Source organism: Agrococcus carbonis (assembly GCF_900104705.1).
Classification (GTDB): domain Bacteria; phylum Actinomycetota; class Actinomycetes; order Actinomycetales; family Microbacteriaceae; genus Agrococcus; species Agrococcus carbonis.
This window is the reverse complement of the sequence record NZ_LT629734.1, coordinates 2318435-2345020: the sequence shown is the minus strand read 5'-3', so window position 1 is coordinate 2345020 and position 26586 is coordinate 2318435. Positions and strand designations below refer to the sequence as shown.

Sequence of the window (26586 nt, the reverse complement as noted above, 5' to 3'; positions counted from 1 at the left end):
GCCCCCATCGTGCCACCGGGCGCCGACGGACGCGCCGCGGTGCTCCCGCGGCGCGCGTCACCTGCTCCTCAGTGGCGCCTGGCGGAAGCGCCGTCGCGCCGCCTCGTGTGGGCGAGCCACAGGGCCGCGAGCAGGGTCACGACGCCGGTCGTGACGCCGAGCAGGGCGCCGATCGCCGCCATGCCGGCGTCGACCTGCACGAGGCCGAAGAGCAGCGCTGCGGCTACGACGATGCCGGCGAGCGCCATCGCGGCGACCCGCAGCGGATGCGCGCCCTGCTCGACCGCGCGGCGGGTGAGGACGACGGCGACGGCGGCGGGCAGCCCGAGGGCGAGGCCGAGCGCGATGCCGGCGGTGACGCGCTGCTGCTCGGGCGCGCTCGCGAGCGCGGCGGACATGCCGCTCACGAGCCCGACCGCGATGGCGAGCCACACGGCGGCGCGGGTCGAGACGGCGTAGACGATGGGCGCTCGGTGCTGGGCGACGGTCATGGCGGGGCCTTCCTGCGGCGGCCTCTGCCTCCGCTGGCGCCAGCGTGCCGGGCGCACCTCCGATTCGCAACCGCTGTTACGAAACCCTCGGCGTGCGCACAGCGGGCCTTGGGGGACGCCGAAGGCCGATGGATGGCTCAGCGGCGATTCGCGCGTCGCCGGTCGCTGCCGGCGCGGCGAGGGTCGGCCTCACGCGGGATCGGCCGGGATGTCGGCGGGGATATCGGCCGGGATGCGCCAATCGATCGGCGCAGCGCCTTGCGCCTCGAGCGCGGCGTTCGCCCGCGAGAAGGGCCGCGAGCCGAAGAAGCCGCGGCGGGCGCTGAGCGGCGACGGGTGGGGCGACGCGATGATCGGGGTCGCGCCGAGCAGCGGCGCGAGGGTCTGCGCCTTCGCGCCCCAGAGGATCGCGACGAGCGGCTCGGGCGAGCCGTCGGGACGCCGCCGCTCGACGAGCGCGCGGATCGCCGCCTCCGTCACCTGCTCCCAGCCCCAGCCCCGATGCGAGTCCGTCTGCCCGGCGCCGACCGTCAGCACCCGGTTGAGCAGCAGCACGCCCTGCTCGGCCCACGCGCTGAGGTCGCCGTGCGGCGCGGGCTCGATGCCCAGGTCGTCGTGCAGCTCGCGGTAGATGTTCGCGAGCGAGCGCGGCAGCGGCCGCACGTGCCGCTCGACGGCGAACGCGAGCCCGACCGAGTGGCCGGGCGTCGGGTAGGGATCCTGCCCCACGACGAGCACGCGCACCGCATCCATCGGCTGCCGGAAGGCGCGCAGCACCGCGTCGCCGGTGGGCAGGAACGGGCGCCCCGCCGCGGCCTCGGCACGCAACCGCTCGCCCAGGTCGTGCACGACGTGCTCGACGGGCGCCAGCGCGTCCGCCCACCCCGCGTCGACGAGCTCGGCGAGCGGGCGCGCCGTCATGCCGCGAGCACCCCGACGCTCACGCGCTCGCCGTCGCGATCCGCCGTCCAGACGCTCCCGAGCCCCGCGACCTCGAGGCCGCCAGGGCCGACGATGAGGGACGTGTTCTCGTCGATCGCGACGACGCGCTCGGCCAGGCCCGCGTGCACGATCGCGACCGCTCGCGAGAGGTTGCCGTACTGCGCGCAGTGCACGTCGACGACGAGGTCGACGAGGCCGAGGCCCGCGTCGAGCGTGACGTCGTCGAGCCCCTCGCCGTTGCGCTCGGCGACGACCGGCACGCCGCCGATGCGCCAGCCGCCCAGCAGCGCCACGTCGCCGGAGATCATCGCGCCCGCCGAGTAGCCGGCGTAGGGCACGCCCGAGGCGACGAGGCCGCGGATCGTGTCGGCCGCGGGCATGATCGCCGCGTGGTAGCCGGGGGTGAGCCCACCGCCGACGAAGATGCCGTCGGCGCCGCCGAGGTCGGTCGGCACGAGCGTGCGCTCCGCCGTCAGCTGCACGACGCGCACCTCCCCCGCGCCGACCTTCCCGAGGTCGTCGCGGTAGTCGTCGTGCCACGCCTCGCCCTCGTCGGCGTCCTCGGCCCACAGCACGACCGCGATGACGGGCGGCCCGCCCGCGCGCTCCCGCGCCTCGTCCACGAAGCGGCCGGTCCAGCCCGACTCGTCCTCGGCCCAGCCGCCGCCCAGCAGGTGGATGCTCATGCGGGCCAGTCTGGCAGGTGCGGCTGGGCGCGTGGGCGCCGTCAGGCGGCGTGCGCCCCCAGCACCTCGTCGAGGATCTCGAGCCCGCGGCGCGCGTCGTCGTCTGAGATGACGAGCGGCGGCACGACGTGGATGCGGTTGTCAGCCGTGAACGGCACGTAGCCGCGCTCGAGCAGCTTGCCCTTGAGGCCCGCGACGACGGATGCGTCGACCGGCTCGCGCGTGGCACGGTCGGTCACGAGGTCGAGCGCCCAGAAGCAGCCGCGGCCGCGCACCTCGCCGATGATCTCGTGCCGCTCGGCGAGCTCGCGCAGGCCCGGCCCGAGGATGTCCTCGCCCAGGTGTGCGGCGTGCTCGACGATGCCCTCGTCGGTCATCGCGTCGATCGCGGCGACGATCGAGGCCGCGGCGAGCGGGTGGCCGGCGTAGGTGAGGCCGCCGGGGATGGCTCGCTCGCGGAAGGTGCCGAGGATCTCGTCGCTCAGGATGACGCCGCCGACCGGCACGTAGCCGGAGTTGACGCCCTTCGCGAAGGTGACGAGGTCGGGGCGCACGCCGTCGTGCTGGTGCGCGAACCAGTGGCCGGTGCGCCCGAAGCCGGCCATCACCTCGTCGAGGATCAACACGATGCCGTGCCGGTCGGCCAGCTCGCGCAGCCCCTGCAGGTAGCCGGGCGGCGGCGGCAGGATGCCGGCGGTGCCGGGCACCGCCTCGACCATGATCGCCGCGAACGTCGACGGCCCCTCGGCCTCGATCACGCGCCGCGCGTGCTGCAGGGCGCGCTCGGCCTCCTGCTCCTCGGTCTCGGCCCAGAACTCCGAGCGGTACAGGAACGGCCCGAAGCAGTGCACGTGGCCGGTGGCGAACTCGTTGCCGAGCCGCCGGTGGTCGCCGGTCGCGTTGATCGCCGCGCCGGTGTTGCCGTGGTACGAGCGGTAGTGCGTCAGCACCTTCGTGCGCCCCGTGTGCACGCGGGCCATGCGGATGGCGTTCTCCACCGCATCCGCCCCGCCGTTCGTGAAGAACACGGCGGCCATGTCGTCGATCTTCGACAGGATGCGCTCGGCCGCCTCGCCGCGCACGAGGTTCGTGGTGGCGGGCGCGACGGTCGCGAGCTCGGCCGCCTGCCGCTGGATGGCCTCGACGACCTTGGGGTGCGAGTGGCCGATGTTGGTGTTGACGAGCTGGCTCGAGAAGTCGAGGTACTCGCGGCCGTCGTGATCCCACAGCCGCACGCCCTCGCCGCGCGCGACGGTGAACGGATTGGTCGTGCCGTGCTTCGACCACGAGTGCAGGATGTGCGCGTCGAGCGCTCGCGCGCGGTCGCCGTCGGCGGGGTCGAGGTCGTGCAGCGTCAAGGGGTCCTCCTCGCGGGGTGGGGGTCTGGGGCCACCGTACCGAAGCGGGGCGGATGCGGGGGCAAGCGGGGTCTCGTGACGCGTCCGGCCAGGGGCCGGGCGTGACGCGTCCGGCCAGGGGCCGGGCGTGACGCGTCCGGCCAGGGGCCGGGCGCTCCTCGACCGGCGAGAGGGGCGGATGCGGGGGGGGCGGGGGTCTCGTGACGCGTCCGGCCAGAGGCCGGGCGCTCCTCGACCGGCGGAAGGGGCGGATGCGGGGGCCGGCGGGGCTCAGCTGCGGGCGCGCGCGTGCTCTCGCAGCGCAGGGATGATGCGCTCGCCGTACTGGCGCAGCGTCTCCTCCTTGTCGTCGTGCATGACGTAGGCGGCGAACTGGTCGACGCCGAGCTCGCGCAGCCGCGTGAGCTTCTCGATGTGGTCGTCGGCGGTGCCGAGCACGCAGAACCGGTCGACGATCGCATCCGGCACGAAGTCGACGTGGTCGTTCTCGGCCTTGCCGTGGGTGTTGTAGTCGTAGCCCTCGCGCTTCGCGATGTAGTCGGCGAGGTCGGTGGGGATCGCGCCCGCCGTGCCGTCGGTGCCCGCAGCCTTCCCGTAGCGGGCGACGATGTCGGCGACGTGGTTGCCGACCATGCCGCCGAACCAGCGGGACTGCTCGCGCTGGTGCGCGAGGTCGTCGCCGACGTAGGCGGGGGCGGCGACGCAGATCTTCACCGCGTCCGGGTCTCTGCCCGCGTCGCTCGCGGCGCTGCGCACGTGGTCGATCATCCACTTGGTGATGTCGACGTCGGCGAGCTGCAGGATGAAGCCGTCGCCCACCTCGCCCGCGAGCTGCAGGGCGCGCGGCCCGTACGCGGCGATCCACACCGGCAGCTCGGAGCCGTTCGACCACGGCAGCCGCAGCGTGACGGGCTCGCCTCCCGCGGTGCCCACCTCGACCGCCCGCGACGAGCCGAGCTCGCGGATGACGTGCACCGCCTCGCGCAGCGTCGCGAGCGTCGTCGGCTCGCCGCCGCCGACCCGCACGGCCGAGTCGCCGCGGCCGATGCCGCAGATCGTGCGGTTGCCGAACATGTCGTTGAGGGTCGCGAAGGCGGATGCGGTGACCGCCCAGTCGCGCGTGGCAGGGTTCGTGACGAACGGGCCGACGTGCACGCGCCGCGTCGCGGCGAGCACCTGCGACAGGATGACGTACGGCTCCTGCCAGAGGATGTGCGAGTCGAACGTCCACACGTGGCTGAAGCCGTGCACCTCCGCGAGCTGCGCGAGCTGCACCACGCGGCTCGCGGGCGGGTTGGTCTGGAAGACGGCGCCGAAGTCCATCGGGTCACCGCAGGTACTGGCTGAGCCCGCGGCGCACGTACGCGCCGTCGCCGGCCCGGCCCAGGTACGCATCCGCATCGACGATCACGCGGCCGCGGCTCAGCACCGTGTCGACGTGCCCGGCGATCTCGAAGCCCTCCCACGCCGAGTAGTCCATGTTCATGTGGTGCGTCTCGTCGATGCCGAGCTTCGTGCGGCCGGCGGGGTCGTAGACGACGATGTCGGCGTCGGCGCCGGGCTGGATGACGCCCTTCTTGCCGTACATGCCGAACATGCGGGCGGGCGTCGTGGCGGTGATCTCGACCCAGCGCTCGAGCGTCAGGTGCCCGTCGACGACCCCCTGGTAGAGCAGGTTCATGCGGTGCTCGACGCCGCCGATGCCGTTGGGGATCTTGGAGAAGTCGCCGCGGCCGAGCTCCTTCTGGTCCTTCATGCAGAAGGGGCAGTGATCGGTCGAGACCATCTGCAGGTCGTTGGTGCCCAGCGCCGTCCACAGCTCGTCCTGGTGGTGCTCGTGCTTCGAGCGCAGCGGCGTCGAGCACACGTACTTCGCGCCCTCGAAGGCGCCCCACTCGTCGCTCGAGGCGCCCAGCTGATCCTCGAGCGAGAGGTAGAGGTACTGCGGGCACGTCTCGCCGAAGACGTTCTGGCCCTTGTCGCGCGCGGCGGCGAGCTGCGCGACCGCCTGCTTCGCGCTCACGTGCACGACGTAGAGCGGCGCGCCCGTGAGGTGCGCGAGCATGATCGCGCGGTGCGTCGCCTCCTCCTCCATCTGCCACGCGCGGGCGATGCCGTGGAAGTACGGATCGGTCTTGCCCTCGGCCACGAGCTGCTGCACGAGCACGTCGATCGCCGGCCCGTTCTCGGCGTGCATCATCGTCATGAGGCCCGTCTCGGCCCCGACCTGCATGGCGCGCAGGATCTGCGCGTCGTCGGAGTAGAAGACGCCCGGGTAGGCCATGAAGAGCTTGTAGCTCGTGACGCCCTCCGCCTCGAGCCCCCGCAGGGCCGTCAGCGACGCGTCGTTCACCTCGCCGATGATCTGGTGGAAGCCGTAGTCGATCGCGCAGTTGCCGGCCGCCTTCTCGTGCCACGCCGCGAGCGTGTCCTCGACCCGCTGCCCGACGGTCTGCACCACGAAGTCGACGATCGTCGTCGTGCCGCCCCACGCCGCGGCCCGGGTCCCGGTCTCGAACGTGTCGCTCGCCTCCGTGCCGCCGAAGGGCATCTGCATGTGCGTGTGGGCATCGATGCCGCCGGGGATCACGTACTTGCCCGTCGCGTCCACGACCCGGTCGACCGAGCGCGCGAGGTCGACCCCGAGCAGCTCGCTGCCCGGCTGCAGCACGGCGCGGATGGTCTCGCCGTCGATGAGCACGTCGGCGGCGGATGCGCCGGTGGCGCTCACGACGGTGCCGCCGGAGATGAGTGTGGTCGCCATGGTCGCCTCCTACGGCTTCGCGATCCGGGTGTACGAGTCGGGGCGGCGATCCCGGTAGAACTGCCAGTCGTCGCGCATCTGCTGCACGAGGTCGAGGTCGAGATCGCGCACGAGCAGCTCCTCGTGCTCGCTCGAGCCCTTCTCCCCCACGAAGTTGCCGCGCGGGTCGATCACCTGGCTCGTGCCGTAGAAGTCGACGGCGAGCTCGCCGTACTCGTTGTCCTCGCGGCCGACGCGGTTGGGCTGCAGCACGAAGTAGCCGTTCGCGACGGCCGCGGCCGGGCCCTCGATCTCCCACAGCCGGTTCGACAGCCCGGGCTTCGTGGCGTTGGGGTTGAAGACCATGTGGGCGCCGCCGAGGCCGAGCTCGCGCCACCCCTCGGGGAAGTGCCGGTCGTAGCAGATGTAGACGCCGACCTTGCCGACGGCGGTGTCGAAGACCGGGTAGCCGAGGTTGCCCGGGCGGAAGTAGAACTTCTCCCAGAACCGGTCGAGGTGCGGCAGGTGGTGCTTGCGGTAGGTGCCGAGGATCGACCCGTCCGCGTCGACGACGACGGCCGAGTTGTAGTACACGCCCGTCTGCTCCTCCTCGTAGATCGGGAGGATCGTCACCATGCCGAGCTCCTTCGCGAGCGCCGCGAAGCGCTGCACGATCGGACCGTCGGCGGGCTCGGCGTAGCGGTAGTACTTCTGATCCTGCGTGATGCCGAAGTAGGGGCCGTAGAAGAGCTCCTGGAAGCAGATGACCTGCGCGCCCTGCGCGGCCGCCTCCCGTTGGAACGCCTCGTGGCGGTCGAGCATCGATGCCTTGTCGCCCGTCCAGGTGGTCTGGGAGATGGCTGCGCGCACTGTCGTCATGCTGTCCTCGGCTTCCTCGTCGCGGACCGGCAGTCGCCGGACGCCCAGTCAACCCCAGTCGCGCGCCGCGCGGTAGGGGGTCGGGATGCCCGTGGCGGGTTCGAGCGGGATTACACTCGGAGGTGCGCCGGGCATCACCTCCGCGCGCGACCCCGATCCGACCGATCGCGTCAGCCTGCCCAGGAGCCACACCGATGCCCGCACCCCGCCGCCCGCGCCCGTCGCGCCGCGCCTCCTCCCTCGCCGCCAGCGCACTCGCCCTCGGCCTCGCCGTCGCCCTCGCCGGCTGCTCGGCACCGGCCGCCGGTCCCGTCGACCCCGGAGCGACGCCGACCGCCGCGACGATCGAGGACTGCGGCGTCGCGGTGACGCCGAGGGCCGCGCCCGCAGAGCGCATCGTCGCGATCAAGTCGACCGCCGCCGAGCTCGTCGTCGCGCTCGGCCTGGGCGACGCGCTCGTCGCGACCGCGTTCCTCGACGGCCCCGCGCCGGCGGGCGTGCCGAGCGACGCCGCGGCGATCGAGGGCATGCCCTCGCGCGAATCGGTGCTCGAGCTCGAGCCGGATGCCGTGGTGGCGGGGTGGGAGTCGGCCTTCGCCCCCGAGGCGGTCGGCGACCGCGCGCAGCTCGAGGCGCTCGGGATCACGACGTGGGTCTCGCCCGCCGCGTGCTGGTCGACCGACGTCGCGCCGCTCACGTGGGAGGCGCTGCTCGACGAGTTCGGGGCCGCCGCGTCGGCGCTCGGCGTGCCGGAGGCGGGCGCCGCGCTCGCGGCGGAGCAGCGCCAGGATCTCGCGACGATCGAGCCCGTCGCCTCCGACGCATCCGCCCTCTGGTACTCGTCGGGCGAGGACGCGCCCTACGTCGGCGCGGGCTCGGGCGCCCCGCAGCTCGTGCTCGAGACCGCCGGGCTCACGAACGTCGCCGCGGGCGTCGACGAGACCTGGACGACGCTGTCGTGGGAGGCGGTCGCGGCGAGCGATCCCGACCTCATCGTGCTCGTCGACGCGCCTTGGCACACGGCCGAGTCGAAGATCGAGCGGCTGCGGGCGAACCCGGCGACGGCGGAGCTCGCCGCCGTGCGCGAGGAGCGCTTCGTCGTCGTGCCGTTCCCGATGGCCGAGGCGGGCGTCGGGTCGGTCGCGGCCGCGCGGCTCGTCGCCGACGGCGCGCGGGAGATGGGGCTGGGGTGACGCGCGGCACCACAGGGCGGCAGCTCGCGGATCGAACCGACGGCCGGTTGGGTGGTCAGGACACGCCGCGCCCGCGTCGCACGGACGGCGTGTCGTGACCACCCCAGCCGACGAGGGGCGGCGTGTCGTGACCACGCTGGGCTCTGCGGGGCATGAGGCCCCGGCGGCGGCGCCGCCGGTCGCCGGGACGTCCGCCGTGGGTCCGGTGGTCAGCGACGGGTCTGCCCGCGGCGTGCCGAGCCGCGGCCGCGGACGGCGGCGCTGGGCGCTGCCGGCGCTCGGCGCGCTGCTCGTCGCGCTCGTGCTCGCCGCGGTGTGCTTCGGCGCCGCGGGCATCGCGCCCGGCGATGCGCTCGCCGCGCTCGCGGCCCGGCTCGGCATCGGCGAGACGCCGCTCGGGCGCATCGACGACGCGATCGTCGCCGACCTGCGCCTGCCGCGCGTGCTCGCCGCGGTCGCGGTGGGCGCGGGGCTCGCGATCGCCGGCGCCGTCATGCAGGCGCTCGTGCGCAACCCGCTCGCCGACCCCTACCTACTCGGCGTCTCCTCGGGCGCGTCGGTCGGCGCCGTGCTCGTGCTCATCGCGGGGCTCGGGGTGCTCCTGCCGGTCGCGGCCTTCGCCGGTGCGCTGCTCGCGCTGCTCGCGACGCTCGGGCTCGCGGCCGCGGCGGGCGGGGCGACGCCCACCCGCACCGTGCTCGCGGGCGTCGTCGTCGCATCCGCCGCCACCGCCGTCGTCTCGCTCGTCATCTTCTGGAGCGCGTCGGGCGACGCGTTCCGGCAGATCCTCGCGTGGCTGCTCGGCTCGCTCGCCGCGATCACGTGGCCGAGCGCGGCGATCGCCCTCGTCGGCGCCGCGCTCACCGTGCCGCTGCTGCTGAGCGGCCGCATGCTCGACGCGCTCGCGCTCGGCGACGACGCGGCGGGCGCGCTCGGCATCGACGCGCGCCGCACCCGCTGGGCGCTGCTCGTCGCGTGCGCGCTCGTGACGGGCGTGCTCGTGTCGGTGTCGGGGGCGATCGGGTTCGTGGGGCTCGTCGTGCCGCACGCGGTGCGGCTCGTCGTGGGCGCGTCGCACGCGCTGCTGCTGCCGGCGTCGGGGCTCGCGGGCGGCGTCGTGCTGCTGCTCGCCGACACCGTGGCGCGCTCGGCGTTCGACCCGCGCGAGCTGCCGGTGGGCATCGTGACGGCGCTCATCGGCGCGCCCCTCTTCGCGGCGCTCATGCTGACCGGGCGGGTGCGCACGTGAGCGGGGCGGACGCGCGCGTGCTCGGGGCCGGTCGGCACACGAGCGCGGCGGCGGGCGCGGGCCTCCAGGTGCGGGGGCTCTCGGTCGCCGTGCGCGGCCGCTCGATCGTCGACGAGGCGAGCTGGAGCGCCCCGGCCGGCGCCATCACCGCGCTCGTCGGCCCGAACGGCGCCGGCAAGTCGACGATGCTGCGCGCGATCGCGGGCGTGCTGCCCGAGCGTGCCGAGCGCAGCGGCAGCGTGCTGCTCGGCGGCGAGCGCCTCGACACGATGCCCGCCCGGCGGCGCGCGCGGCGGATCGCCCTCGTCGAGCAGCTCGCCGACGCGGTGCCGCAGCTCACCGCGCGCGAGGCCGTGCGGCTCGGCCGCACGCCCCACCACCGCATGCTCGGCTTCTCGCTCGGCGACGACGCCGTCGTCGAGCGGGCGCTCGAGGACGCCGGCGCTGCGCCCCTCGCCGAGCGCCGCCTCGCCGAGCTCTCGGGCGGCGAGCTCCAGCGCGTCCACATCGCGCGTGCCCTCGCGCAGCAGGCCGGCGCCGACGAGGGCGGCGCGCTGCTGCTCGACGAGCCCACCAACCACCTCGACGTCGCGTGGCAGCTCGACCTGCTCGAGCTCGTGCGGCGCATCGCCGCCGACCGGCCCGTCGTGCTCACCGTGCACGACCTCGCGCTCGCCGCCACCCACGCCGACCGGGTCGTGCTCGTCGACGGGGGGCGGGTGATCGCCGAGGGCGGTGCGGATGCGGTGCTCACGTCCGACCGCATCCGCTCGGTCTACGGCGTGGAGGCGTCGATCGACGCCGACGCCGACGGGGTCGCCATCCGGTACCGGAGGCTCGACACTGGAGGAGGCGCGTGAGGGCGCGCGCGAGGAGGGACGGCGCATGAGGATCACCGTGCTCGCCGGCGGCGTCGGCGGGGCGCGCTTCGCGCTCGGGCTGCGGGAGGCCGCACCCGACGCGCACATCACCGTGGTCGCGAACGTCGGCGACGACATGTGGCTCGCGGGCGTGAAGGTGTGCCCCGATCTCGACTCGCTCATGTACGCGCTCGCGGGCGTCGGCGACACCGAGCGGGGCTGGGGCCGCGCGGGCGAGAGCGAGCGGGTGGCGGGCGAGCTCGCCGCCTACGGGGTCGGCTGGCCGTGGTTCACGCTCGGCGACCTCGACCTCGGCACCCACCTCGCGCGCACGGCGCTGCTGCGCGACGGGGCGACGCTCACCGAGGCGACGGCGCGGCTCGCGGCGCGCTGGCCGCTCGGCGTCACGCTGCTGCCCGTCACCGACGACGAGGTGCCGACGCACGTCGTGACCGACGAAGGCATCCTGCACTTCGAGGAGTGGTGGGTGCGCACGCGCGCGACGGCGCCCGCGCACCGGTTCGTGCAGCACGGTGCCGAGCGCGCCCGCATCTCGGACGCGGCGCACGCGGCGATCGCCCACGCCGACGTCGTGCTCGTCGCACCGTCGAACCCGGTCGTCTCGATCGGAACGATCGTGGGCATCCCGGGCGTGCGGGACGCGCTCGAGACGGCGGCGGCACCCGTCGTCGGGGTCTCCCCCATCATCGGCGGTCGGGTCGTGCGCGGCATGGCCGTCACGTGCCTCGAGGTGATCGGGGTCGAGCCGGATGCGGCTGCGGTCGCCGCGCACTACGGCGCGCGGTCGGCGGGCGGGCTGCTCGACGGCTGGCTCGTCGCCGAGGAGGACGCGGGATCGCTCGAGGCGATCCGCGCGCTCGGCATGCCGGCGGAGGCGCGCCCGCTGCTGCTGACGCCGGGCGGGCCGGCGGCGCAGGTCGCGCGCGAGGCGCTCGCGCTCGCGGCCGCAGCGCGCCCGTAGGTCGAGGAGTCCGCGACGCGCAGCGTCGCTGCCGTCACGAGGCCGCAGGGCCGGCTATCCGCTGCCTCCGGTCTCGTGACGCGTGCGCCTGCGGCGCGCGCTCGTCGACCTACGGCGGCCTCCTGCGGCTCTACTCGATCAGCGAGGGGACTCCCCTCGGTCGTCGAGTAGCCCGCAGGGCGTATCGAGACGACACACCCGGGATCTCGATACGGGCCTACGGCCCTACTCGATCAGCGAGCGTGGGCGAACCCCGCGGGCGGTCTCGTGACGCGTGCGCCTGCGGCGCGCGCTCCTCGACCTACGACGGCCGGCTCCTGCGGCCCTACTCGATCAGCGAGCGTGGGCGAACCCCGCGGGCGGAGGGGACCCCCTTTGACCCGGGGCCCTCAGGCGGCGGCGGACGCCTCGCGCAGCACCGCCTGCGTGTGCGGGCCGACGCCGAGGTCGATCGCGAGGTGCAGGTCGGCGAGCTCGTCGACGTCGACGCGCAGCCCCGAGTCGGGCGCGACGGGCAGCTCGACGTGCCCCGCCTGCTGGTGCAGCTCGGCGGAGCCGGGGCCGAAGTGCGGTCGCAGCGCATCCGCTCGCCTCGCGGCGAGGAGGGTCGTGCCGGTCGCGAGCGCGTCGGCGACGTACGAGCGCGGATGCTGCTCTGCGAGCGCCAGCGCGCCCTCGAGCGCCTCCGGCGTCAGCGCGGGGAGGTCGCCGAGCATGACCGCGGCCGGGGCGTCGGGCGCGAGCGCATCGGTGCCGGCGGCGATCGCGCCGCGCAGGCCGGCCTCGGGGTCCGGAACGAGGTCGACGCCGGCGATCCCGCGCACGACGTCGCGGTCGGCGGTGACGACGACGACGCGGTCGACGCACGCGGCGGCTCGGGCCGCAGCGATCGTGTCGCGCGCGAACGCGACCGCGAGCGCGGCCCGGGCGTCGCCCGCGCGAAGGCGCGACTTGCCGATCGAGCCCTTCACGGGGATCACGACCGACCACAGCATGCCGCCCAGCCTAAGCGCCCGCGGATGCCGCGATCGGCCGCCGCGGCTCAGGAACCACTCAATCCTCGCTCCGGCGCACCACGCCCAGCAGGCTCGGCGGCAGGATGACCGCGATCGCGCGTCGCCACGGCGGCGACGCCGCGGCGAGCGACCGCCGCACCGACCGCACGTCGTCGTCGACGACGCCGGGCTCGCGCGGACCCGCGTCGAACACCGCGCGCTCCGCGGCGAGCCGCACCCGGTCGGCCGCGGCAGCCGCATCCGGCGCACGCGCCGCGATCGCCGCCTGCAGTGCGCCCGGCGTCGCGGATGCGGGCAGCCTGGTACCGAGGTCGGCGAGCGTCGCGCGCAGCTCGTGCCAGCCGCCCGGCGCACCGCGGCGCAGGCGCAGCCGGCGCTGCGCGAGCCGCACGAGCGCGGGCAGCGCGAGCAGCAGGGCGATGCCGAGCGCGAGGAGGATCCCGCGCACGAGCGCCGGGTCGATCGCCGGCCCGCGCTCCACCTGGGGCGCGGGCGTCGCTGACGCGGTGGGCGCCGGAGCGGTCGCCGTGGCCGAGGGTGTCGGCGACGGGCTCGGCTCCTCGCTCTCGACGGGCTCCTCGGTCTCGGTCGGCTGCGGCTCGGGGCTGCGGGTCGGCACATCGCCCGTCGGGCTCGCGGCGCCCGTGCCGGCGCCGGGCGTCGTCTCGACGCGCACCCATCCGAAGTCGTCGAGCCAGGCCTCGGCCCACGCGTGCATCTCGTTGGTCGAGACCGCCCAGCCGCCCGAGATCTCGGAGCCGGGCAGGAAGCCGACGACGACGCGCGAGGGCACGCCCGCGCCGCGCAGCAGCGCGGCGGTCGCGCTCGCGTAGTGCACGCAGTAGCCGCTGCGCGTCTCGAGGAAGCCCTCGAGCGCCGCCCAGCCGTCGCCGCCGCCCGAGCCGCCGAAGCCGGGCAGGTCGAGCTCCTCGGAGTAGTTCCAGAGGCCGCTCGTCATCGCCCCGTGCACGGCGAGCACGCGCTGGGTGGCGCTCATGCCGTCGTCGACGAGCGCCGCGCCCCGCGCCGCGATCGCGGCCGCGGCCTCGGGCAGCGCGCGCTCGGCATCGTGGCCGCTCGAGGCGCCCGCGGCCGGCAGCGCCACGAGCGGCGGCGACCGGGTCCCCGAGGCGGTGTACTCGAGGCCCTGCGTGTCGATGTCGGCGCTCAGCCGCAGCGCGTCGTTCGCGTCGTCCCAGCTCGATCCCTCGGGCACGCGCGCACCGAGCGCGCGCTCGGGCATCGGCAGGCTCTCGGCCTGCACGGCGCCCATCCGCACCGTCATCTGCGTCGCCTCGACGCTCGCCGCCCCCTCGACGAGCGCCCCGGGGCTGCCGGCTTGCGGCGTCACGGCCTCGAAGCCCGACTCCCCCGCCTGCGGCAGCGTCATGAGGCGCGTCGGCATCGGCTGCCCGTCGGCGGTCGAGTAGGTGAACACCGGCCGGTCGGCGGGCCGGCGCAGCTCGTCGCCCAGGTCGATCTCGGTGCTGAGGACGGGCGTCGCGGGGGTGAAGACCTCGTCGAGCGTCGGCAGGTCCCAGTCGACGTCGCGGGGCGCCGGGGCGATGAGCGGCACCGCGGCCGCGAGCACCGCGGCGGCGCCGACGAGCGCGATGGGCGCGAGCCACCCGCGGCGCGCGAGCAGCCGCTCATCGAGCGCGGGCGCCGCGAGCACGCACGCCGTGGCGACGACGCCGGGCAGCGCGTGCCACCACGGCACGTCGATGCGGAAGGCGATCGGCAGCAGCAGCGGCACGGCCGCGAACGCCACCGCGACGGCCGGCAGCCGCAGCGCGTGCGCCATGAGGTCGACGATCGCCGCGATCATGACGGCTGCGGCCACGACGGCCGCGAGCACCGCGCCGCGCGCGTCGATCGGCGTCGACGGCGCCCACGCGATCGCGAGCACCCCGTCGCTCAGCACCTGCATCGACACCGGGAACGACTCCGGCGTCGGCACGACGCCGAGCAGCGCCTCCTCGGGAGCCGTGAGCGCGGTCACCCATCCGAACCCCACGATCGCCGCCGCTGCGGAGCCGAACACCGGCGCGCCCGCCTGCCGCACGAGCGCCGCCGCGACCGCCATCGAGCCGACGGCGCCGGCCACCGGCCACAGCCACGCCTCGCCGAGCACCGTGATCGCCGACCACAGCCACGCGACCGGCAGCGCCGCGAGCGCGAGCGTCTCGACCACGCCCGCGCCGCGCGCGCGGAGGCGAGGCTCCCGCCGGGGCGCAGGGTCGGATGCGGGGGCCGCGGGCGCCGGACCGGTCGAGCGCCGCTGCTCCGTCACGCCGCTCACACGAGCTCCCGCACGGGACCGCGGTGGTCGATCCAGCGCTGGACGCGCACGCGCGAGGCGGATGCGCTGCTGCGCGGCGGCGCGTCGGCACGCGCCACGAGCCACAGGGTGGAGCCGGGCGCGAGGCGCCAGGTCTCGGGTGCGGCCTCCTCGAGCGCGACGACGTGCGCGGTGGCGTTGAGAGGAGAGGTCCTTTCCGACCTCTCCCGCGACCTGTGCTCATCGCCGGGCTCGCGGGTGCCCTCACCCTCCTCCACCGGCGCCACCGCCTCCATCGACGCGAAGGCCGCGAGCGCCGCCGCCCGGTCGCGCCAGTCGGCGGCGGCGATCGACGGCTCGCCGGTCTCGCGCACGACGACGCGCCGGTCCCCGCCGGCGAGTGCGCGCACGATCGAGCACGCGGCTCGCGCGAGGCGGTCGTGTGCGTCGCGGTCGAGGTCGGCGGCGCCGGCCGTGTCGACCACGACGATGTCGTCATCGCTCGCAGGGTTCGCCTCCTGCCGCACCATGAGGTAGCCGCGCTTGGCGGTCTGGCGCCAGTGCACGCGCCGCTGCGGGTCGCCGTGCCGCCACTCGCGCACCATCGCGTCGACGTCGTCGGCGGTGCGCGACTGCGCGACGCGCCCCTGCTCGCGGTCGGAGCGCAGCGCCGTCGGCGGGATCGTCACGATCTCGGGCCCCACGACGAGGCTCGCGCCCGGGTCGATCGTGCGGGCGCTGCGCGCCACCCGGAAGGGGTCGAACGCCGTGATCGCGACCGGCGCGAGCCGCCACCGCCCCCGCGGATGGTCGCCGAGCGGCAGCTCCGCGCGGCCCTCGTCGTCGAGCTCGCCCTCGAGCAGCAGGTAGCGCTCGGGCCCCGGCCCCCACGTCTCCCACCGAGCGCCCGCCTGCGGGCGCTCGCTCGCGATGCTGAGCCACGCATCCTCGCCCTCGGCGATGACGCCCGGCACCCGCAGCCGCACCTGGCCGACGGCGCCGGCGGCCCACCACACGCCCAGCACGACCACCGCGAGGCACAGCGCCGCGGGCACGAGCAGCACGATCTGCCGCTCCCAGTAGGCGCCCACCGCGAGCGCCGCGCCGACGAGCACGAGGGCGACACCGCGCGCGGTCGGCCGCACCCGCAGGCGCTCGCGAGCGCCGGCGCCGCGCGGGGCTCCCGCGGCGCCCCTGCGCCGCGCGCGCCCGCGATCGCCGGCCATCAGCGCATGACGGGGGCGACCGTCTGGGCGAGCGCCTGAGAGACCACGTCGCGCGCGTCCTGGTAGCGCGCGTGCGGGTCGTGCATCACGAGGTGGTGCGGCAGCACGTGCACGGCGAGCGCGCGCACGTCGTCGGGCGAGAGCCAGTCGCGGCCGCTCAGGTGCGCGTGCGCCTTCGCCGCGCGCACGAGCTGCAGCGTCGCGCGCGGGCTCGCGCCGAGCCGCACGTCGGGGTGGGCGCGGGTCGCGCGGGCGAGCCGCACGGCGTAGCGCTCGACGAGCTCGTGCGCGCGCACCGCGTGCGCGGCGTCGATCTCGGCCTGGAACTGCTCCTGCGTCGTCACCGCGGTCACCGAGTCGAGCGGCTGTGCCGTCTCGCGCGCCGACACCATCGCGTGCTCGGCGTCCTCGTCGGGGTAGCCGAGCTCGAGCCGAGCCATGAAGCGGTCGCGCTGCGCCTCGGGCAGCGCGTAGGTGCCCTCCATGTCGATGGGGTTCTGCGTCGCGACGACGAGGAACGGCTTCGGCAGCACGTGCGTGACGCCGTCGACGGTCACCTGCCCCTCGGCCATGCACTCGAGCAGCGCCGCCTGCGTCTTGGGGCTCGCGCGGTTGATCTCGTCGGCGATGACGATGTTGGCGAACACCGGGCCCGGCTGGAAGCGCAGCTCGCCCGAGCGCTGGTCGAGCATCGACATGCCGGTGATGTCGCTCGGCAGCAGGTCGGGGGTGCACTGGATGCGGCGCACGGTGCCGCCGACGGCCGCGGCGAAGGCGCGGGCGAGCTGCGTCTTGCCGACGCCCGGCACATCCTCGAGCAGCACGTGCCCCTCGGCGAGCAGCACCGTGAGCACCGTGCGGATCTCCTCGCGCTTGCCGGCGATGACGCTCGCGACCGCACGCTCGATCCGCTCGCCCGCCGTCGCCGGGAGCTCCGGCGCGAGGTCGAGCATCGGCTGCGGGCCCGCGACGGCTGCCCGCCCCTCGCCCGACCTCGCCGCCGGGCGTCCTGCGTCGTCGCTCACGTGCCGCTCCCCGTCGTCGCCATCGCCTCGCGGCGGCCGGCCTCGAGCCCTGCGCGGTATGCCTCGTCGGCGCCCTGCCGGAACATGTCGTCGGCGGCGGGGCGCACGAGCCGCCGCGCCCCGGGCTCGTCGAGCCCCGTCACGTGCCGCGCGAGTCCGCGCACGAGCACGACCGGCACGCCGGTGGCCTTGCCCGCGACGAGGTCGGCGGCCGCGGCGATCTCGTCGGCGATCGCCGGCGCCGTCACCGTGAGCGGCCGCCCGCTCGCGTCGACCTGGCCCGCGAGCGGCTCGAGCACGCGCACGCCCGCTGCGCCGATCGCCGCATCCGTCTGCCCGACCCGCCACGCGCGCCCGAGGGTGTCGCTCACGACCACGCCGACGGCGACCCCGAAGCGCGACCGCAGCGCGGCGGCGATCGCGCGAGCCGACGCATCCGAGTCCTCGGGCAGCAGCAGGATCGTGCCCTCGTCGGTGTTCGACGCGTCGACGCCGGCCGCGGCGAGCACGAGCCCGGTGCGGTGCTCGACGATGCGCGTGACGCCGCCCGGGTGCTCGCGGCTCGCGACGAGGCGCACCGATTCGTCGTCGATCGCCTGCTCGCGCTCGGCTGCGGGGCGGATGCGGCCCTCGGCCTTCGAGATGATCTTGCTCGTCACGACCACGATGTCGCCCTCGGCGGGCCCGAGCGGGGCGAGCGCATCGCCGATGAGCGCAGGCAGGTCGTCGCCCGGCCGGATCTCGCCCATCCCGCGCACCGCGCGGAGCTCGAGGTCGGGACCGCGCTCCGCCTCGCCGCGCTCGCGCTCGGTCATCGCTGCTGCAGGAAGGTGGCGACGGCGCGCGGCACGTAGGGGCTCACGTCGCCGCCGAGCTCGGACACCTGGCGCACGAGGCTCGACGAGACGTGCGCGTTCTCGGGGTTGGGCAGCATGAAGATCGTCTCGACGCCCGCGAGGTTGCGGTTGACGATGGACATCGGGGTCTCGTAGGCGAGGTCGGTCGACGTGCGGATCCCCTTGACGAGCACCTGCGCGCCCACCTGCTGGCAGTAGTCGACGAGCAGGCCCATCGACCAGTTGGCGATGCGGATCTCGCCCTCGATCCGGGCCTCCTCGATCGCCCGCTCAATGAGCTGCTCGCGCTCGACGACCGGGAGGAACGCCTGCTTGTCGGGGTTGTGCGTGACGACGACGTGCACCTCGTCGAAGAGCTTCGCGGCACGCTCCACGACATCGAGGTGCCCCAGGGTGACGGGGTCGAACGAACCGGGCACGACGGCGATGCGAGGCATGCCTCCAGCCTAGGTCACGCGCGGGATGCGGTTGGGCCACGGGAGGGGGAAGTCGAGGATTCCTGCGGTCGGACGGATGGGCTGGGCGCGGTGGGAGTGCGGGGTGCGGGCGGTGCGTCCTGGGCGGGCACGGCGGGGCAGGCGCGGCGGGGCAGGCGGGTCAGGCGGTGACGAGGGCGGCGCGCGCGTCGGGGTCGAGGCGGCCGTGGACGGCGAGGCGCAGCGCCGTGTGCCGCTCGAGCAGCGGGTCCTCGGCGAGGACGGCGGCCGCGGCGTCGCGGGCGGCGTCGATGATCGCGCCGTCGCGCGCGACGCGCAGCACCCGCAGGCCGCTGCGCACGCCCGACTGCGCGGCGCCGAGCACGTCGCCCTCGCCGCGCTGCTCGAGGTCGACCTCGGCGAGCGCGAAGCCGTCGAGCGTGCCGGCGACCGCGTCGAGCCGCGCTCGGGCCTCGCCGAGCTCGTCCGCGGCGGTCACGAGCATGCACAGGCCCGCGTGCTCGCCGCGGCCCACGCGCCCGCGCAACTGGTGCAGCTGGGAGACGCCGAAGCGATCTGCGGAGAGCACGACCATCATCGTCGCGTTCGGCACGTCGACGCCCACCTCGATGACCGTCGTCGCGACGAGCACGTCGATGCGGCGGTCGCGGAACTCGCGCATCACCGCATCCTTCTCGTCGGTCGTCATGCCGCCGTGGAGCGCCGCGATCCGGTGCCCGCTGATGGCCGAGGCGCGCTGCAGCTGGGCGAGCGTCGTCTCGACGTCGTCGACGGGGGCGGCCTCTGCGGCGTCGGCCGACGCATCCGCCGCCTCGTCGCCGCGCGGGTCGATGCCCTCGAGCCGCCCGGGCGCGATCGCCGGGCAGACGACGAACGCCTGGCGGCCCGCCTCGACCTCCTCGTGCATGCGCTGCCAGACTCGCCCGAAGCGCTGCGGATGCGCGGCGCGGTCGACCACGAAGGTCTGGATGGGGCTGCGGCCCGCCGGGAGCGAGCGGATCGTGGAGACGTCGAGGTCGCCGAACGCGGTCATCGCGATCGTGCGCGGGATGGGCGTCGCGGTGAGGACGAGCGTGTGCGGGTGGATGCCCTTCGCCCGCAGCGCCTCGCGCTGGGCGACGCCGAAGCGGTGCTGCTCGTCGATGACGACGAGCGCGAGCTCGGCGAACGACGTCTTCTCGCTCAGGAGCGCGTGCGTGCCGACGACGATGCGCGCCTGGCCGGCGGCGATGCGCAGCATGGCGCGGCGGCGGTCGGCGGCCGGCATCTGGCCGGTGAGCAGGGTCGGCTGCACCTCGGCGGCGAGATCGGGGCCGAGCGAGCGGGTGATGGAGCGCAGGTGCTGCACGGCGAGCACCTCGGTCGGCGCGAGGAGCGCCGCCTGCCCGCCCGACTCGGCGACGGTGAGCATCGCGCGCGTCGCGACCACCGTCTTGCCCGAGCCCACCTCGCCCTGCACGAGCCGGTGCATCGCGGTGCCGCTCGCGAGATCCGCGGCGATCGCCGCGCCGGCGGCGCGCTGGTCGTCGGTGAGCTGCCACGGGAGGGCGGCGTCGAAGCGCTCGAGCAGGGCTCCCGGATGCCGCGGCTGGGTGGGCAGGGTGTCGAACCACGCGCGCGTCGCGAGCAGGTAGGTCTGCAGCAGGAACGCCTCGTGCCACGCGAGCGTGTGGCGCGCGCGGTAGGCCTCCTGCTCGGTCTTCGGCTGGTGGGCGGAGCGCAGCGCGTCCGCGAGCGGCAGGAGCCCGTGCTCGCGCCGGATCGTCTCGGGCACGGGATCGGGCACGTCGCCGAGCGCGTCGAGCACCTGCGCCACGAGCGCCTGGATCTTCGTCGTCGCGAGGCTCGCGGTCGCCGGGTAGATCGGCACCGGCTGGTTCGCCCACTCCTCGGCGTCGATGCCCTCGGCCTCGTCGAAGAGCTCGAGGTCGGGGTGGGCGAGCTGCCGCTTGCCCTTGTAGACGCCGACGGTGCCGGAGAAGAGCGCCGTGACGCCCTGGTGCAGCTGCGTGCCGCGGAACTCCTGGTTGAAGAACGCCAGGTCGAGGCTCGACGTGCCGTCGGTGATCGTGATGGTCGTGAGCGAGCGGCGACGGCCCTTCGCGTCGCGCTGCAGCTGGCGCGTCTCGACCGAGCGCACCTTCGCGACGACCGTCACGTGCTCGCCCGGCACGAGGCTCGCGAGGTCGGTGAGCTCGCCGCGCTTCGCGTAGCGCCGCGGCAGATGCCACGCGAGGTCGCGGAGCGTCGTCATCCCGAAGGCGCGCTCGAGCTTGCCCGCGGCCGCCTTCCCGAGCACGCGCTCGAGGGGGCGGTCGAACCCGCTCGGCACGGCGCCGCCGGGCGCCGCGCCCCGCGATGCGGCCCCGCCGCTCGGCTCCTGCTTCGCCACCCGCCCAGCGTATGCGGCGCGGCCGACGCGCGCGGCGCATCCGGGCCCGCGCTGTGGAGGCGCGGTCGCGGGCCGCGGGCGGTGCGCTCACCGCGCTCCCCCGTCGCGTCGGGTGGCGCGGAGGTGCGACGATAGCCGCATGACGCGCATCATCGGGGGCCTCGCGGGAGGAGCGCGGCTGCACGTGCCGCTGCGCGGCACCCGGCCGACCTCCGAGCGCGTGCGGGAGGCGCTCTTCGGCGCACTCGACGCGCGCAGCCTGTGCGACGGCGCGACGGTGCTCGACCTCTTCGCGGGCTCGGGGGCGCTCGGGCTCGAGGCGGCGAGCCGAGGCGCCGAGACCGTCGTGCTCGTCGAGCGCGACCGCGCCGCCGCGAAGGTCGCGTCGCGCAACGCCGAGACGGTCGCGAAGGCGGGGGCGGCGCGCGCGCTCGTCGAGCAGGTGGCGGTCTCGTCGTACCTGCAGCGGTCGGGGCGCAGCTTCGACCTCGTGTTCGTCGACCCGCCGTACGACCTGCCCGATGCGGCGCTCACGGCCGTGCTCGTCGACCTCGCGCCGCTGCTGCGGCATCCCGCGACCGTCGTCGTCGAGCGATCGCGCAAGGCGGGGCCGCTCGAGCCGCCCGGCGACCTCGCGCTCGAGCGCACGCGCGACTACGGCGACACGGCGCTGCACTTCCTGACGACGACCGGCTCGTTCGCGGATCACGGGGGCTGAGGAGCGCCCTAGAGCTCCACCGCGCGATACGGGTCCCAGCCGCGCGGCTCGACCGCGCCGCCGTCGAGCGTCACGCCCGGCGCGTCACCCGCGGCGAGCGGCTCGACGCGGCCGATGCGGTGCACCCGGTGGCCGGCGAGCTCGGCGGGCGGCCGCACGCCGTCGGGCAGCGTCACGAGCAGCGCGTGGTCCTCCCCGCCGTGCAGCGCCGCCTCGAGCGCCGCATCCGGCGCCGCCCCGTCGGCGAGCACGTCTGCGGCCGCCGCCTCGACGCCGGCGCGCTCGAGCGCGATCCGCACCCCGGATGCGCGGGCGACGCGGGCGGCGTCGAGCGCGAGGCCGTCGGAGACGTCGAGCATCGCGGTCGCCCCGAGGTCGGCGAGGAGGGTGCCCGCCCCGATCGGCGTCACGGGCGCGAGCTGCGCCTCGAGGACGGCGCCGCGGGCTCCGGCGCGCAGGCGCTCGACGGCGGCGGCGACCGGCACCGCCGCCTCGTCCTGGGCCTGCGCGAAGAGGTGGCGGAGGCCCGCGGCGGCCGCGCCGACCCGCCCGACGAGCCACACCGCATCCGTCGCCCTCGCGCCCGAGCGGAGCACGGGCGCTCGCCCCTCGAGGTCGCCGAACGCGGTGACCGCGACCGTCGCGTGCGGCGCGGTGCCGAGGTCGCCGCCGACGACGCCGCAGCCGGGCGCCATCGCCGCGACCGCATCCGCGAGCCCGCGCGCGAACCCCTCGAGGGCCGAGACGCGCGTCGAGGGCGCGACTGCGAGCGCCACGACGAGCGACGTCGGCCGCGCGCCCATCGCGGCGACGTCGATGAGGTTGGTGGCGACAGCCTTCCAGCCGAGGTCGTGCCACGTCGACCAGCCGAGCCGGAAGTCGGCGCCCTCGAGCATCGTGTCGGTCGTCACGACGAAGCGGCCGTCGCCCGCGCGCACGACCGCGGCGTCGTCGCCCGGGCCGACGTCGGTCGCGTCGCCCGCGGGCAGCAGCGGCAGAAAGCGCCGCAGCGCCTCGAGCTCGCCCACCTCGTGGAGGGTCGGATCGTGGGGCGCGGCGTCGTCCATGAGCGCCACCGTAGCCGCCGGTAGGCTCGTGAGGTGCCCCGCCCCCTCCTCCTCGCCGCCGCTGCGGCCGCCGCGCTGGTGCTCAGCGGCTGCGCGAGCGCGGTGTCGCTGCCGCCCGCCGAGGAGGCCTCCGACCCCGGCTGCGCCCACGTCGTGCTGACGCTGCCGGAGCAGATCGGCGAGCAGACGGGCAACGAGGCGCTCGAGCGCCGCGACACCACGGCGCAGGGCACGGCGGCGTGGGGCGACCCGAGCGCGGTGACCCTGCGCTGCGGCATGCCCGTGCCCGCCCCCTCGGCCCAGCGGTGCATCGAGGTCGGCGGCGTCGACTGGCTCGAGGTGGCCCAGGAGGAGGACGTCTGGACGTTCATCTCCTACGGCCGCTCCCCCGCGACCGAGATCGTCATCGACACGACCGCGGTCAGCACGGTCACGGCCCTCGAGGCCGTCTCCGGCGCCGTCGACCGCACCGAGCGCGTCGGCGCCTGCAGCTAGTCGTCCGCGGGCGCGGCGTCGGCCGCGATCACCTCGGGCAGGAAGACGCGCCCGTCGTCGTGGCCCGGGTCGAGCACGATCGCGTGCCCGGCCGGGATGCCCGCGGCGAGCTCGGCGCCCGTGAGCTTGAGGTGGCGGCGCGTGCGCGTCGCGAAGCCGCCGATGCGCGACGTGGCGGTGAAGGCGACGACGAGCTGCATGTCCTTGTGCGGCAGCACGAGGAAGCGGCCGGAGCCGGGGTCGCGCGGGTTCTCGACCACCGCGGGCACGACGAGCTCTGCTTCGCGCACGACCGCCCACGCACCCGCGTGGTCGGCGGCGTCGATGGCGTGCAGGGCGTCGAGCGTGGGGTTGGCCATGCTCCAATGCTCGCAGACGACGGCGGGCGGATGCGCGGCGCTCGCGGGCGGTGTGGGTGCGGCCTGGGAGGATGACAGGCATGGCACTCGACTTCACCGCGATCGATTTCGAGACCGCCAACGGCAACGCCGCGTCCGCGTGCGCGGTGGGTCTCGTGAAGGTCCGGGACGGCCTCATCGTGGATCGGTGGTCGACGCTGATCCGACCGCCCGCCCCCTACGACGAGTTCTGGGAGTGGAACATCCGCATCCACGGCATCCGGGCGATCGACGTGCTCGACGCGCCCGACTGGGCCGAGGCCCAGCGCCGGATCCTCGAGTTCGGCGGCGACGACGTCTACGTCGCGCACAACGCCGGCTTCGACAAGGGCGTCATGCGGGCCGCGGCGAAGGCCGCGCGGCTGCCGGTGCCCGACATGCGCTGGACCGACTCGCTGCGCATTGCGCGCAAGACCTACGCGCTCGAGTCGTACCGGCTGCCGGTCGCGGCGCTCGCGGCCGGCTTCGACGACTTCCGGCATCACGACGCGGCGGGCGACGCCGAGGCGTGCGCGGCGATCGTGATCGGGGCGTCCCGCCGCCACGAGTGCGACGACATCGACGCCCTCGTGCAGCGGTGCGTCTCGGCCATCCACGAGATCGGCGAGCGGCACGAGCAGGTCGCCGAGCTGGCCGCGCAGCGGCGCGCGGCGCAGCGCGAACGCCCGTGGTGGCAGTGAGCCTGCGCCGCTGCTTGTCCCCCAACCCATAACGAAACCATCACGATCCTCGCCTGAGGATCCGTCGCATCCGTTGATTTCTCGCGAAAACCGGGTTTCCACCTCCCAACTCCTCGTTGTAGCGCATGGTTACGTAGAGGAGCGGGCCGCCATATCCGGCCGCCCGCTTCCAACGGACGCGACCGCCGGCATCCCAGCCGCTGGCGAGCGTATGGTGCCGCTTCGCGAACGAGCTGATTCGTGCGAGAACGGCAGACGAATCACCGCGCACGCGGCTGCACCCGTCCACGACTGAGACCCCGATCGGGGCGACAGGAGCGAACGTGAGCGAATCCCGCGCGACCGGCGAGCGGCCGGCCGTCGACGAGACCGTCGTGCGCGTCGAGCATCTGACCAAGGTGTTCGGCAGGCGCGCGAGAGAGGCCGCCGACCGACTGGCCTCCGGTGCGAGCCGCGACGATGTCGCGAAGCTCGGCACCGCCGCCGTCATCGACGCCTCGTTCGAGGTGCGGCGCGGCGAGATCTTCGTCGTCATGGGCCTGTCGGGCTCCGGAAAGTCGACGCTCATCCGCATGCTCAACGGACTGCTCGACGCGACGAGCGGCACGGTCGAGATCGAGGGCGAGCGCGTCACGGGCGTCGACCCCAAGCGGCTCCGCGCCGTGCGGCGCTCGCAGGTGTCGATGGTGTTCCAGCACTTCGCGCTGCTGCCCCACCGCACGGTGCTCGAGAACGTCGCGTACGGCCTCGAGATCCAGGGCGTCGAGCGCGCACGCCGGCTCGAGCTCGCCCGCGACGTCGTGCGCCGCGTCGGGCTCGAGGGCTGGGAGCAGCGGCTCCCGAGCGAGCTCTCCGGCGGCATGCAGCAGCGCGTCGGCATCGCCCGCGCGCTCTGCGCCGACACCCCGGTGCTGCTCATGGACGAGGCGTTCAGCGCGCTCGACCCCCTCATCCGCCGCGAGATGCAGGAGCAGCTCGTCGAGCTGCAGGCCGAGCTCGGCAAGACGATCGTCTTCATCACCCACGACCTCAACGAGGCGATGTTCCTCGGCGACCGGATCGCCGTCATGCGCGACGGCCGCATCGTGCAGATCGGCACGCCGGAGGAGATCCTGACCGACCCCGCGAACGACTACGTCGCGCAGTTCGTGCAGGACGTCGACCGCACGCGCGTGCTGACCGCAGCGAGCGTCATGGAGCCGCCGGCCGCCGCCGTGCCGGTGACCGTCGGCCCGCGCGGCGCGCTCCGCACCATGCGGGACATGCAGATCTCCGGGCTGCTCGTGACGGGCACGGGCCGCAAGGTGCTCGGCGCCGTGAAGGACCGCGACGTGCTGCGCGCGATCCAGCGCGGCGTCGCCGACCTCGGCTCGCTCGTCGACACCTCGGTGCCGACCGTCGCGCCCGACACGAGCCTGTCCGACCTGCCGGAGATCGCCATCACGAGCGGCATGCCGATCGCCGTCGTCGGCGAGGACGGCCGGCTGCTCGGCGTGATCCCGCGCGTGCTGCTGCTCGCGGCGCTCGGCAACGTCTCGACCGACACCTCGGAGTTCGCGGTGGTCGACATGCCGCCCGCGATCGATCCGCTCCTCGTCACGCAGACCCTGGACGCCACGGAGGTGCCCGATGCTCGATGATCTCCGCATCCCCCTCGGCGACTGGGTCGAGGCCGGCGTCGACTGGGTGACCGACAACGTCAAGGTCGTCTTCGACGTCATCAAGGCGATCGTGAGCGCGCTCTACGACGTCGTCGAGCTCGTGCTCACCGAGCCCCCGGCCATCGTGCTCATCCTCGTGCTCGCGGCGATCGCGTTCGCGGTGCGGGGCTGGAAGATGGGCGTCGGCACCGCCGTCGGGCTCTTCGCGATCGTCCTCGTGGGCCAGTGGGACAACGCGATGGCGACGCTCGCGCTCACGCTCGTCGCGGCGTTCTTCGCACTCGCCATCGCGATCCCGCTCGGCATCTGGGCGGCGCGCAACGACACCGTCTCGACGATCGTGCGCCCGGTGCTCGACTTCCTGCAGACGATGCCCGCCTTCGTCTACCTGATCCCCGCGATCATCCTGTTCAGCATCGGCGTCGTGCCCGGCATCATCGCCACGATCGCGTTCGCCATGGCACCCGGGGTGCGCCTGACCGAGCTCGGCATCCGCGGCGTCGACAAGGAGATCGTCGAGGCGGGCACCGCCTTCGGCGCCTCCCCCGGCCGCATCCTGCGCCAGATCCAGCTGCCGCTCGCGCTCCCGACGATCATGACGGGCGTCAACCAGATCATCATGCTGTCGCTGTCGATGGTGGTCATCGCCGCCATGGTCGGCGCCGGCGGCCTCGGCCAGCCGATCGTGCAGGCGCTGCAGCGCATCGACGTCGGCCTCGGCACCGAGGCGGGCCTGTCGGTCGTGATCCTCGCGATCATCCTCGACCGCATCACGAACGCGCTCGGGAGCCTGCAGGAGCACAGCCCGGTCGCGCGGCTGCGCGGCCGGCGCGCCGCAGCGGCGGCGGACGCGGGCACGGCAGCCGCTGCCGGCGCGACCGCTCAGGCTGAGCGCGTCGCGCCCGCCACCACGCGCGGCGCCTAGTCCCCCCGGCCGCTTCGGCGGCCAC

General features: G+C 75.1%; 25 protein-coding genes. 9 read left to right on the top strand and 16 right to left on the bottom strand.

Features of this window, described 5'->3' with window-relative positions:
• Nucleotides 1-68 precede the first annotated feature (68 nt).
• From BLT67_RS11265 to BLT67_RS11235, 7 genes are all read right to left on the bottom strand, one after another.
• Entirely contained in the window at nt 69-491 is a 423-nt protein-coding gene (locus tag BLT67_RS11265; RefSeq protein ID WP_092667103.1) for a hypothetical protein, read from the bottom strand.
• Nucleotides 492-680: 189 nt separating this feature from the next.
• Nucleotides 681-1412, bottom strand: coding sequence for a uracil-DNA glycosylase (locus BLT67_RS11260; RefSeq protein ID WP_092667102.1), 732 nt, complete (start codon nt 1410-1412; stop codon nt 681-683).
• Nucleotides 1409-2119 (bottom strand): Type 1 glutamine amidotransferase-like domain-containing protein, encoded by a 711-nt coding sequence (locus tag BLT67_RS11255; RefSeq protein WP_092667101.1) that lies wholly within the window; start codon nt 2117-2119, stop codon nt 1409-1411. The genes BLT67_RS11260 and BLT67_RS11255 overlap by 4 nt, the downstream gene beginning before the upstream one ends.
• 41 nt (nt 2120-2160) lie before the next feature.
• Nucleotides 2161-3477, bottom strand: a complete 1317-nt coding sequence (locus tag BLT67_RS11250; protein WP_231945483.1) for an aspartate aminotransferase family protein — start codon at nt 3475-3477, stop codon at nt 2161-2163.
• Nucleotides 3478-3747: 270 nt separating this feature from the next.
• On the bottom strand, nt 3748-4800 hold the full coding sequence (locus tag BLT67_RS11245) for a TIGR03842 family LLM class F420-dependent oxidoreductase (protein WP_092667100.1): 1053 nt from the start codon (nt 4798-4800) through the stop codon (nt 3748-3750).
• Between the two features lie 4 nt (nt 4801-4804).
• Nucleotides 4805-6241, bottom strand: coding sequence for a dihydropyrimidinase (gene hydA, locus BLT67_RS11240; protein WP_092667099.1), 1437 nt, complete (start codon nt 6239-6241; stop codon nt 4805-4807).
• A 9-nt stretch (nt 6242-6250) separates the two neighbouring features.
• Nucleotides 6251-7099 carry a nitrilase-related carbon-nitrogen hydrolase gene (locus tag BLT67_RS11235; protein ID WP_092667098.1) on the bottom strand — a complete coding sequence of 283 codons (849 nt, stop codon included), beginning with the start codon at nt 7097-7099 and terminating at the stop codon, nt 6251-6253.
• A 194-nt stretch (nt 7100-7293) separates the two neighbouring features.
• Here BLT67_RS11235 and BLT67_RS11230 point away from each other — a divergent pair, with 194 nt between their 5' ends.
• The 4 genes from BLT67_RS11230 to cofD all read left to right on the top strand — a co-directional run bounded on the left by BLT67_RS11230 (nt 7294) and on the right by cofD (nt 11383).
• The gene (locus tag BLT67_RS11230; RefSeq protein ID WP_092667097.1) at nt 7294-8292 is read left to right on the top strand and encodes an ABC transporter substrate-binding protein; all 999 of its coding nucleotides are present in this window, start codon (nt 7294-7296) and stop codon (nt 8290-8292) included.
• A gap of 196 nt (nt 8293-8488) precedes the next feature.
• A complete protein-coding gene (locus tag BLT67_RS11225; RefSeq protein WP_269456965.1) occupies nt 8489-9541 on the top strand; it encodes an iron chelate uptake ABC transporter family permease subunit in 1053 nt (350 codons plus the stop codon).
• The gene (locus tag BLT67_RS11220; RefSeq protein ID WP_092667096.1) at nt 9538-10401 is read left to right on the top strand and encodes an ABC transporter ATP-binding protein; all 864 of its coding nucleotides are present in this window, start codon (nt 9538-9540) and stop codon (nt 10399-10401) included. The genes BLT67_RS11225 and BLT67_RS11220 overlap by 4 nt, the downstream gene beginning before the upstream one ends.
• Before the next feature lie 25 nt (nt 10402-10426).
• Nucleotides 10427-11383 carry a 2-phospho-L-lactate transferase gene (cofD, locus tag BLT67_RS11215; RefSeq protein ID WP_092667095.1) on the top strand — a complete coding sequence of 319 codons (957 nt, stop codon included), beginning with the start codon at nt 10427-10429 and terminating at the stop codon, nt 11381-11383.
• A 389-nt stretch (nt 11384-11772) separates the two neighbouring features.
• Here the strand turns inward: cofD and cofC are convergent, their stop codons facing one another.
• From cofC to BLT67_RS11180, 7 genes are all read right to left on the bottom strand, one after another.
• Nucleotides 11773-12378, bottom strand: coding sequence for a 2-phospho-L-lactate guanylyltransferase (gene cofC, locus BLT67_RS11210; protein WP_092667094.1), 606 nt, complete (start codon nt 12376-12378; stop codon nt 11773-11775).
• A gap of 58 nt (nt 12379-12436) precedes the next feature.
• On the bottom strand, nt 12437-14593 hold the full coding sequence (locus BLT67_RS11205) for a DUF3488 and transglutaminase-like domain-containing protein (protein ID WP_157674341.1): 2157 nt from the start codon (nt 14591-14593) through the stop codon (nt 12437-12439).
• A 104-nt stretch (nt 14594-14697) separates the two neighbouring features.
• A complete protein-coding gene (locus BLT67_RS11200; protein WP_092667092.1) occupies nt 14698-15906 on the bottom strand; it encodes a DUF58 domain-containing protein in 1209 nt (402 codons plus the stop codon).
• A complete protein-coding gene (locus BLT67_RS11195; RefSeq protein WP_407922506.1) occupies nt 15906-16931 on the bottom strand; it encodes an AAA family ATPase in 1026 nt (341 codons plus the stop codon). The genes BLT67_RS11200 and BLT67_RS11195 overlap by 1 nt, the downstream gene beginning before the upstream one ends.
• The gene (gene cofE, locus BLT67_RS11190) at nt 16928-17746 is read right to left on the bottom strand and encodes a coenzyme F420-0:L-glutamate ligase (protein WP_092667091.1); all 819 of its coding nucleotides are present in this window, start codon (nt 17744-17746) and stop codon (nt 16928-16930) included. The genes BLT67_RS11195 and cofE overlap by 4 nt, the downstream gene beginning before the upstream one ends.
• The gene (gene coaD, locus BLT67_RS11185) at nt 17743-18225 is read right to left on the bottom strand and encodes a pantetheine-phosphate adenylyltransferase (RefSeq protein ID WP_092667090.1); all 483 of its coding nucleotides are present in this window, start codon (nt 18223-18225) and stop codon (nt 17743-17745) included. The genes cofE and coaD overlap by 4 nt, the downstream gene beginning before the upstream one ends.
• Nucleotides 18226-18385: 160 nt before the next feature.
• Complete coding sequence (locus BLT67_RS11180; protein ID WP_407922524.1) at nt 18386-20557, bottom strand: ATP-dependent DNA helicase RecG; 2172 nt, start codon at nt 20555-20557, stop codon at nt 18386-18388.
• Nucleotides 20558-20756: 199 nt separating this feature from the next.
• Here BLT67_RS11180 and rsmD point away from each other — a divergent pair, with 199 nt between their 5' ends.
• The gene (gene rsmD, locus BLT67_RS11175) at nt 20757-21335 is read left to right on the top strand and encodes a 16S rRNA (guanine(966)-N(2))-methyltransferase RsmD (protein WP_092667089.1); all 579 of its coding nucleotides are present in this window, start codon (nt 20757-20759) and stop codon (nt 21333-21335) included.
• Nucleotides 21336-21343: 8 nt separating this feature from the next.
• Here the strand turns inward: rsmD and thiL are convergent, their stop codons facing one another.
• Complete coding sequence (thiL, locus tag BLT67_RS11170) at nt 21344-22402, bottom strand: thiamine-phosphate kinase (RefSeq protein ID WP_092667088.1); 1059 nt, start codon at nt 22400-22402, stop codon at nt 21344-21346.
• 33 nt (nt 22403-22435) lie between these two features.
• Here thiL and BLT67_RS11165 point away from each other — a divergent pair, with 33 nt between their 5' ends.
• Nucleotides 22436-22897 carry a DUF3515 domain-containing protein gene (locus BLT67_RS11165; RefSeq protein WP_092667087.1) on the top strand — a complete coding sequence of 154 codons (462 nt, stop codon included), beginning with the start codon at nt 22436-22438 and terminating at the stop codon, nt 22895-22897.
• Here BLT67_RS11165 and BLT67_RS11160 read toward each other — a convergent pair.
• Nucleotides 22894-23256, bottom strand: coding sequence for an SseB family protein (locus BLT67_RS11160; protein ID WP_092667086.1), 363 nt, complete (start codon nt 23254-23256; stop codon nt 22894-22896). The two genes, BLT67_RS11165 and BLT67_RS11160, sit on opposite strands and share 4 nt — an antisense overlap.
• Nucleotides 23257-23336: 80 nt before the next feature.
• Between BLT67_RS11160 and BLT67_RS11155 the strand changes: the two genes are divergently transcribed.
• From BLT67_RS11155 to BLT67_RS11145, 3 genes are all read left to right on the top strand, one after another.
• Nucleotides 23337-23975 (top strand): 3'-5' exonuclease, encoded by a 639-nt coding sequence (locus BLT67_RS11155; RefSeq protein WP_092667085.1) that lies wholly within the window; start codon nt 23337-23339, stop codon nt 23973-23975.
• 323 nt (nt 23976-24298) lie between these two features.
• Nucleotides 24299-25615 (top strand): quaternary amine ABC transporter ATP-binding protein, encoded by a 1317-nt coding sequence (locus tag BLT67_RS11150; RefSeq protein ID WP_172802011.1) that lies wholly within the window; start codon nt 24299-24301, stop codon nt 25613-25615.
• Nucleotides 25605-26561: an ABC transporter permease gene (locus tag BLT67_RS11145; RefSeq protein WP_092667084.1), complete on the top strand. Its 957-nt coding sequence runs from the start codon at nt 25605-25607 to the stop codon at nt 26559-26561. Before BLT67_RS11150 ends, BLT67_RS11145 begins: the two co-directional genes overlap by 11 nt.
• The last annotated feature ends 25 nt before the right edge of the window (nt 26562-26586 follow it).

Excerpts from the sequence above, each read along its gene's own strand:
- BLT67_RS11265 (WP_092667103.1), bottom strand. The coding sequence starts at position 491 with ATGACCGTCGCCCAGCACCGAGCGCCCATCGTCTACGCCGTCTCGACC.
- BLT67_RS11260 (WP_092667102.1), bottom strand. The coding sequence starts at position 1,412 with ATGACGGCGCGCCCGCTCGCCGAGCTCGTCGACGCGGGGTGGGCGGAC.
- BLT67_RS11255 (WP_092667101.1), bottom strand. The coding sequence starts at position 2,119 with ATGAGCATCCACCTGCTGGGCGGCGGCTGGGCCGAGGACGAGTCGGGC.
- BLT67_RS11245 (WP_092667100.1), bottom strand. The coding sequence starts at position 4,800 with ATGGACTTCGGCGCCGTCTTCCAGACCAACCCGCCCGCGAGCCGCGTG.
- hydA (WP_092667099.1), bottom strand. The coding sequence starts at position 6,241 with ATGGCGACCACACTCATCTCCGGCGGCACCGTCGTGAGCGCCACCGGC.
- BLT67_RS11235 (WP_092667098.1), bottom strand. The coding sequence starts at position 7,099 with ATGACGACAGTGCGCGCAGCCATCTCCCAGACCACCTGGACGGGCGAC.
- BLT67_RS11230 (WP_092667097.1), top strand. The coding sequence starts at position 7,294 with ATGCCCGCACCCCGCCGCCCGCGCCCGTCGCGCCGCGCCTCCTCCCTC.
- cofD (WP_092667095.1), top strand. The coding sequence starts at position 10,427 with ATGAGGATCACCGTGCTCGCCGGCGGCGTCGGCGGGGCGCGCTTCGCG.
- cofC (WP_092667094.1), bottom strand. The coding sequence starts at position 12,378 with ATGCTGTGGTCGGTCGTGATCCCCGTGAAGGGCTCGATCGGCAAGTCG.
- BLT67_RS11200 (WP_092667092.1), bottom strand. The coding sequence starts at position 15,906 with ATGGCCGGCGATCGCGGGCGCGCGCGGCGCAGGGGCGCCGCGGGAGCC.
- cofE (WP_092667091.1), bottom strand. The coding sequence starts at position 17,746 with ATGACCGAGCGCGAGCGCGGCGAGGCGGAGCGCGGTCCCGACCTCGAG.
- coaD (WP_092667090.1), bottom strand. The coding sequence starts at position 18,225 with ATGCCTCGCATCGCCGTCGTGCCCGGTTCGTTCGACCCCGTCACCCTG.
- rsmD (WP_092667089.1), top strand. The coding sequence starts at position 20,757 with ATGACGCGCATCATCGGGGGCCTCGCGGGAGGAGCGCGGCTGCACGTG.
- thiL (WP_092667088.1), bottom strand. The coding sequence starts at position 22,402 with ATGGACGACGCCGCGCCCCACGATCCGACCCTCCACGAGGTGGGCGAG.
- BLT67_RS11160 (WP_092667086.1), bottom strand. The coding sequence starts at position 23,256 with ATGGCCAACCCCACGCTCGACGCCCTGCACGCCATCGACGCCGCCGAC.
- BLT67_RS11155 (WP_092667085.1), top strand. The coding sequence starts at position 23,337 with ATGGCACTCGACTTCACCGCGATCGATTTCGAGACCGCCAACGGCAAC.
- BLT67_RS11145 (WP_092667084.1), top strand. The coding sequence starts at position 25,605 with ATGCTCGATGATCTCCGCATCCCCCTCGGCGACTGGGTCGAGGCCGGC.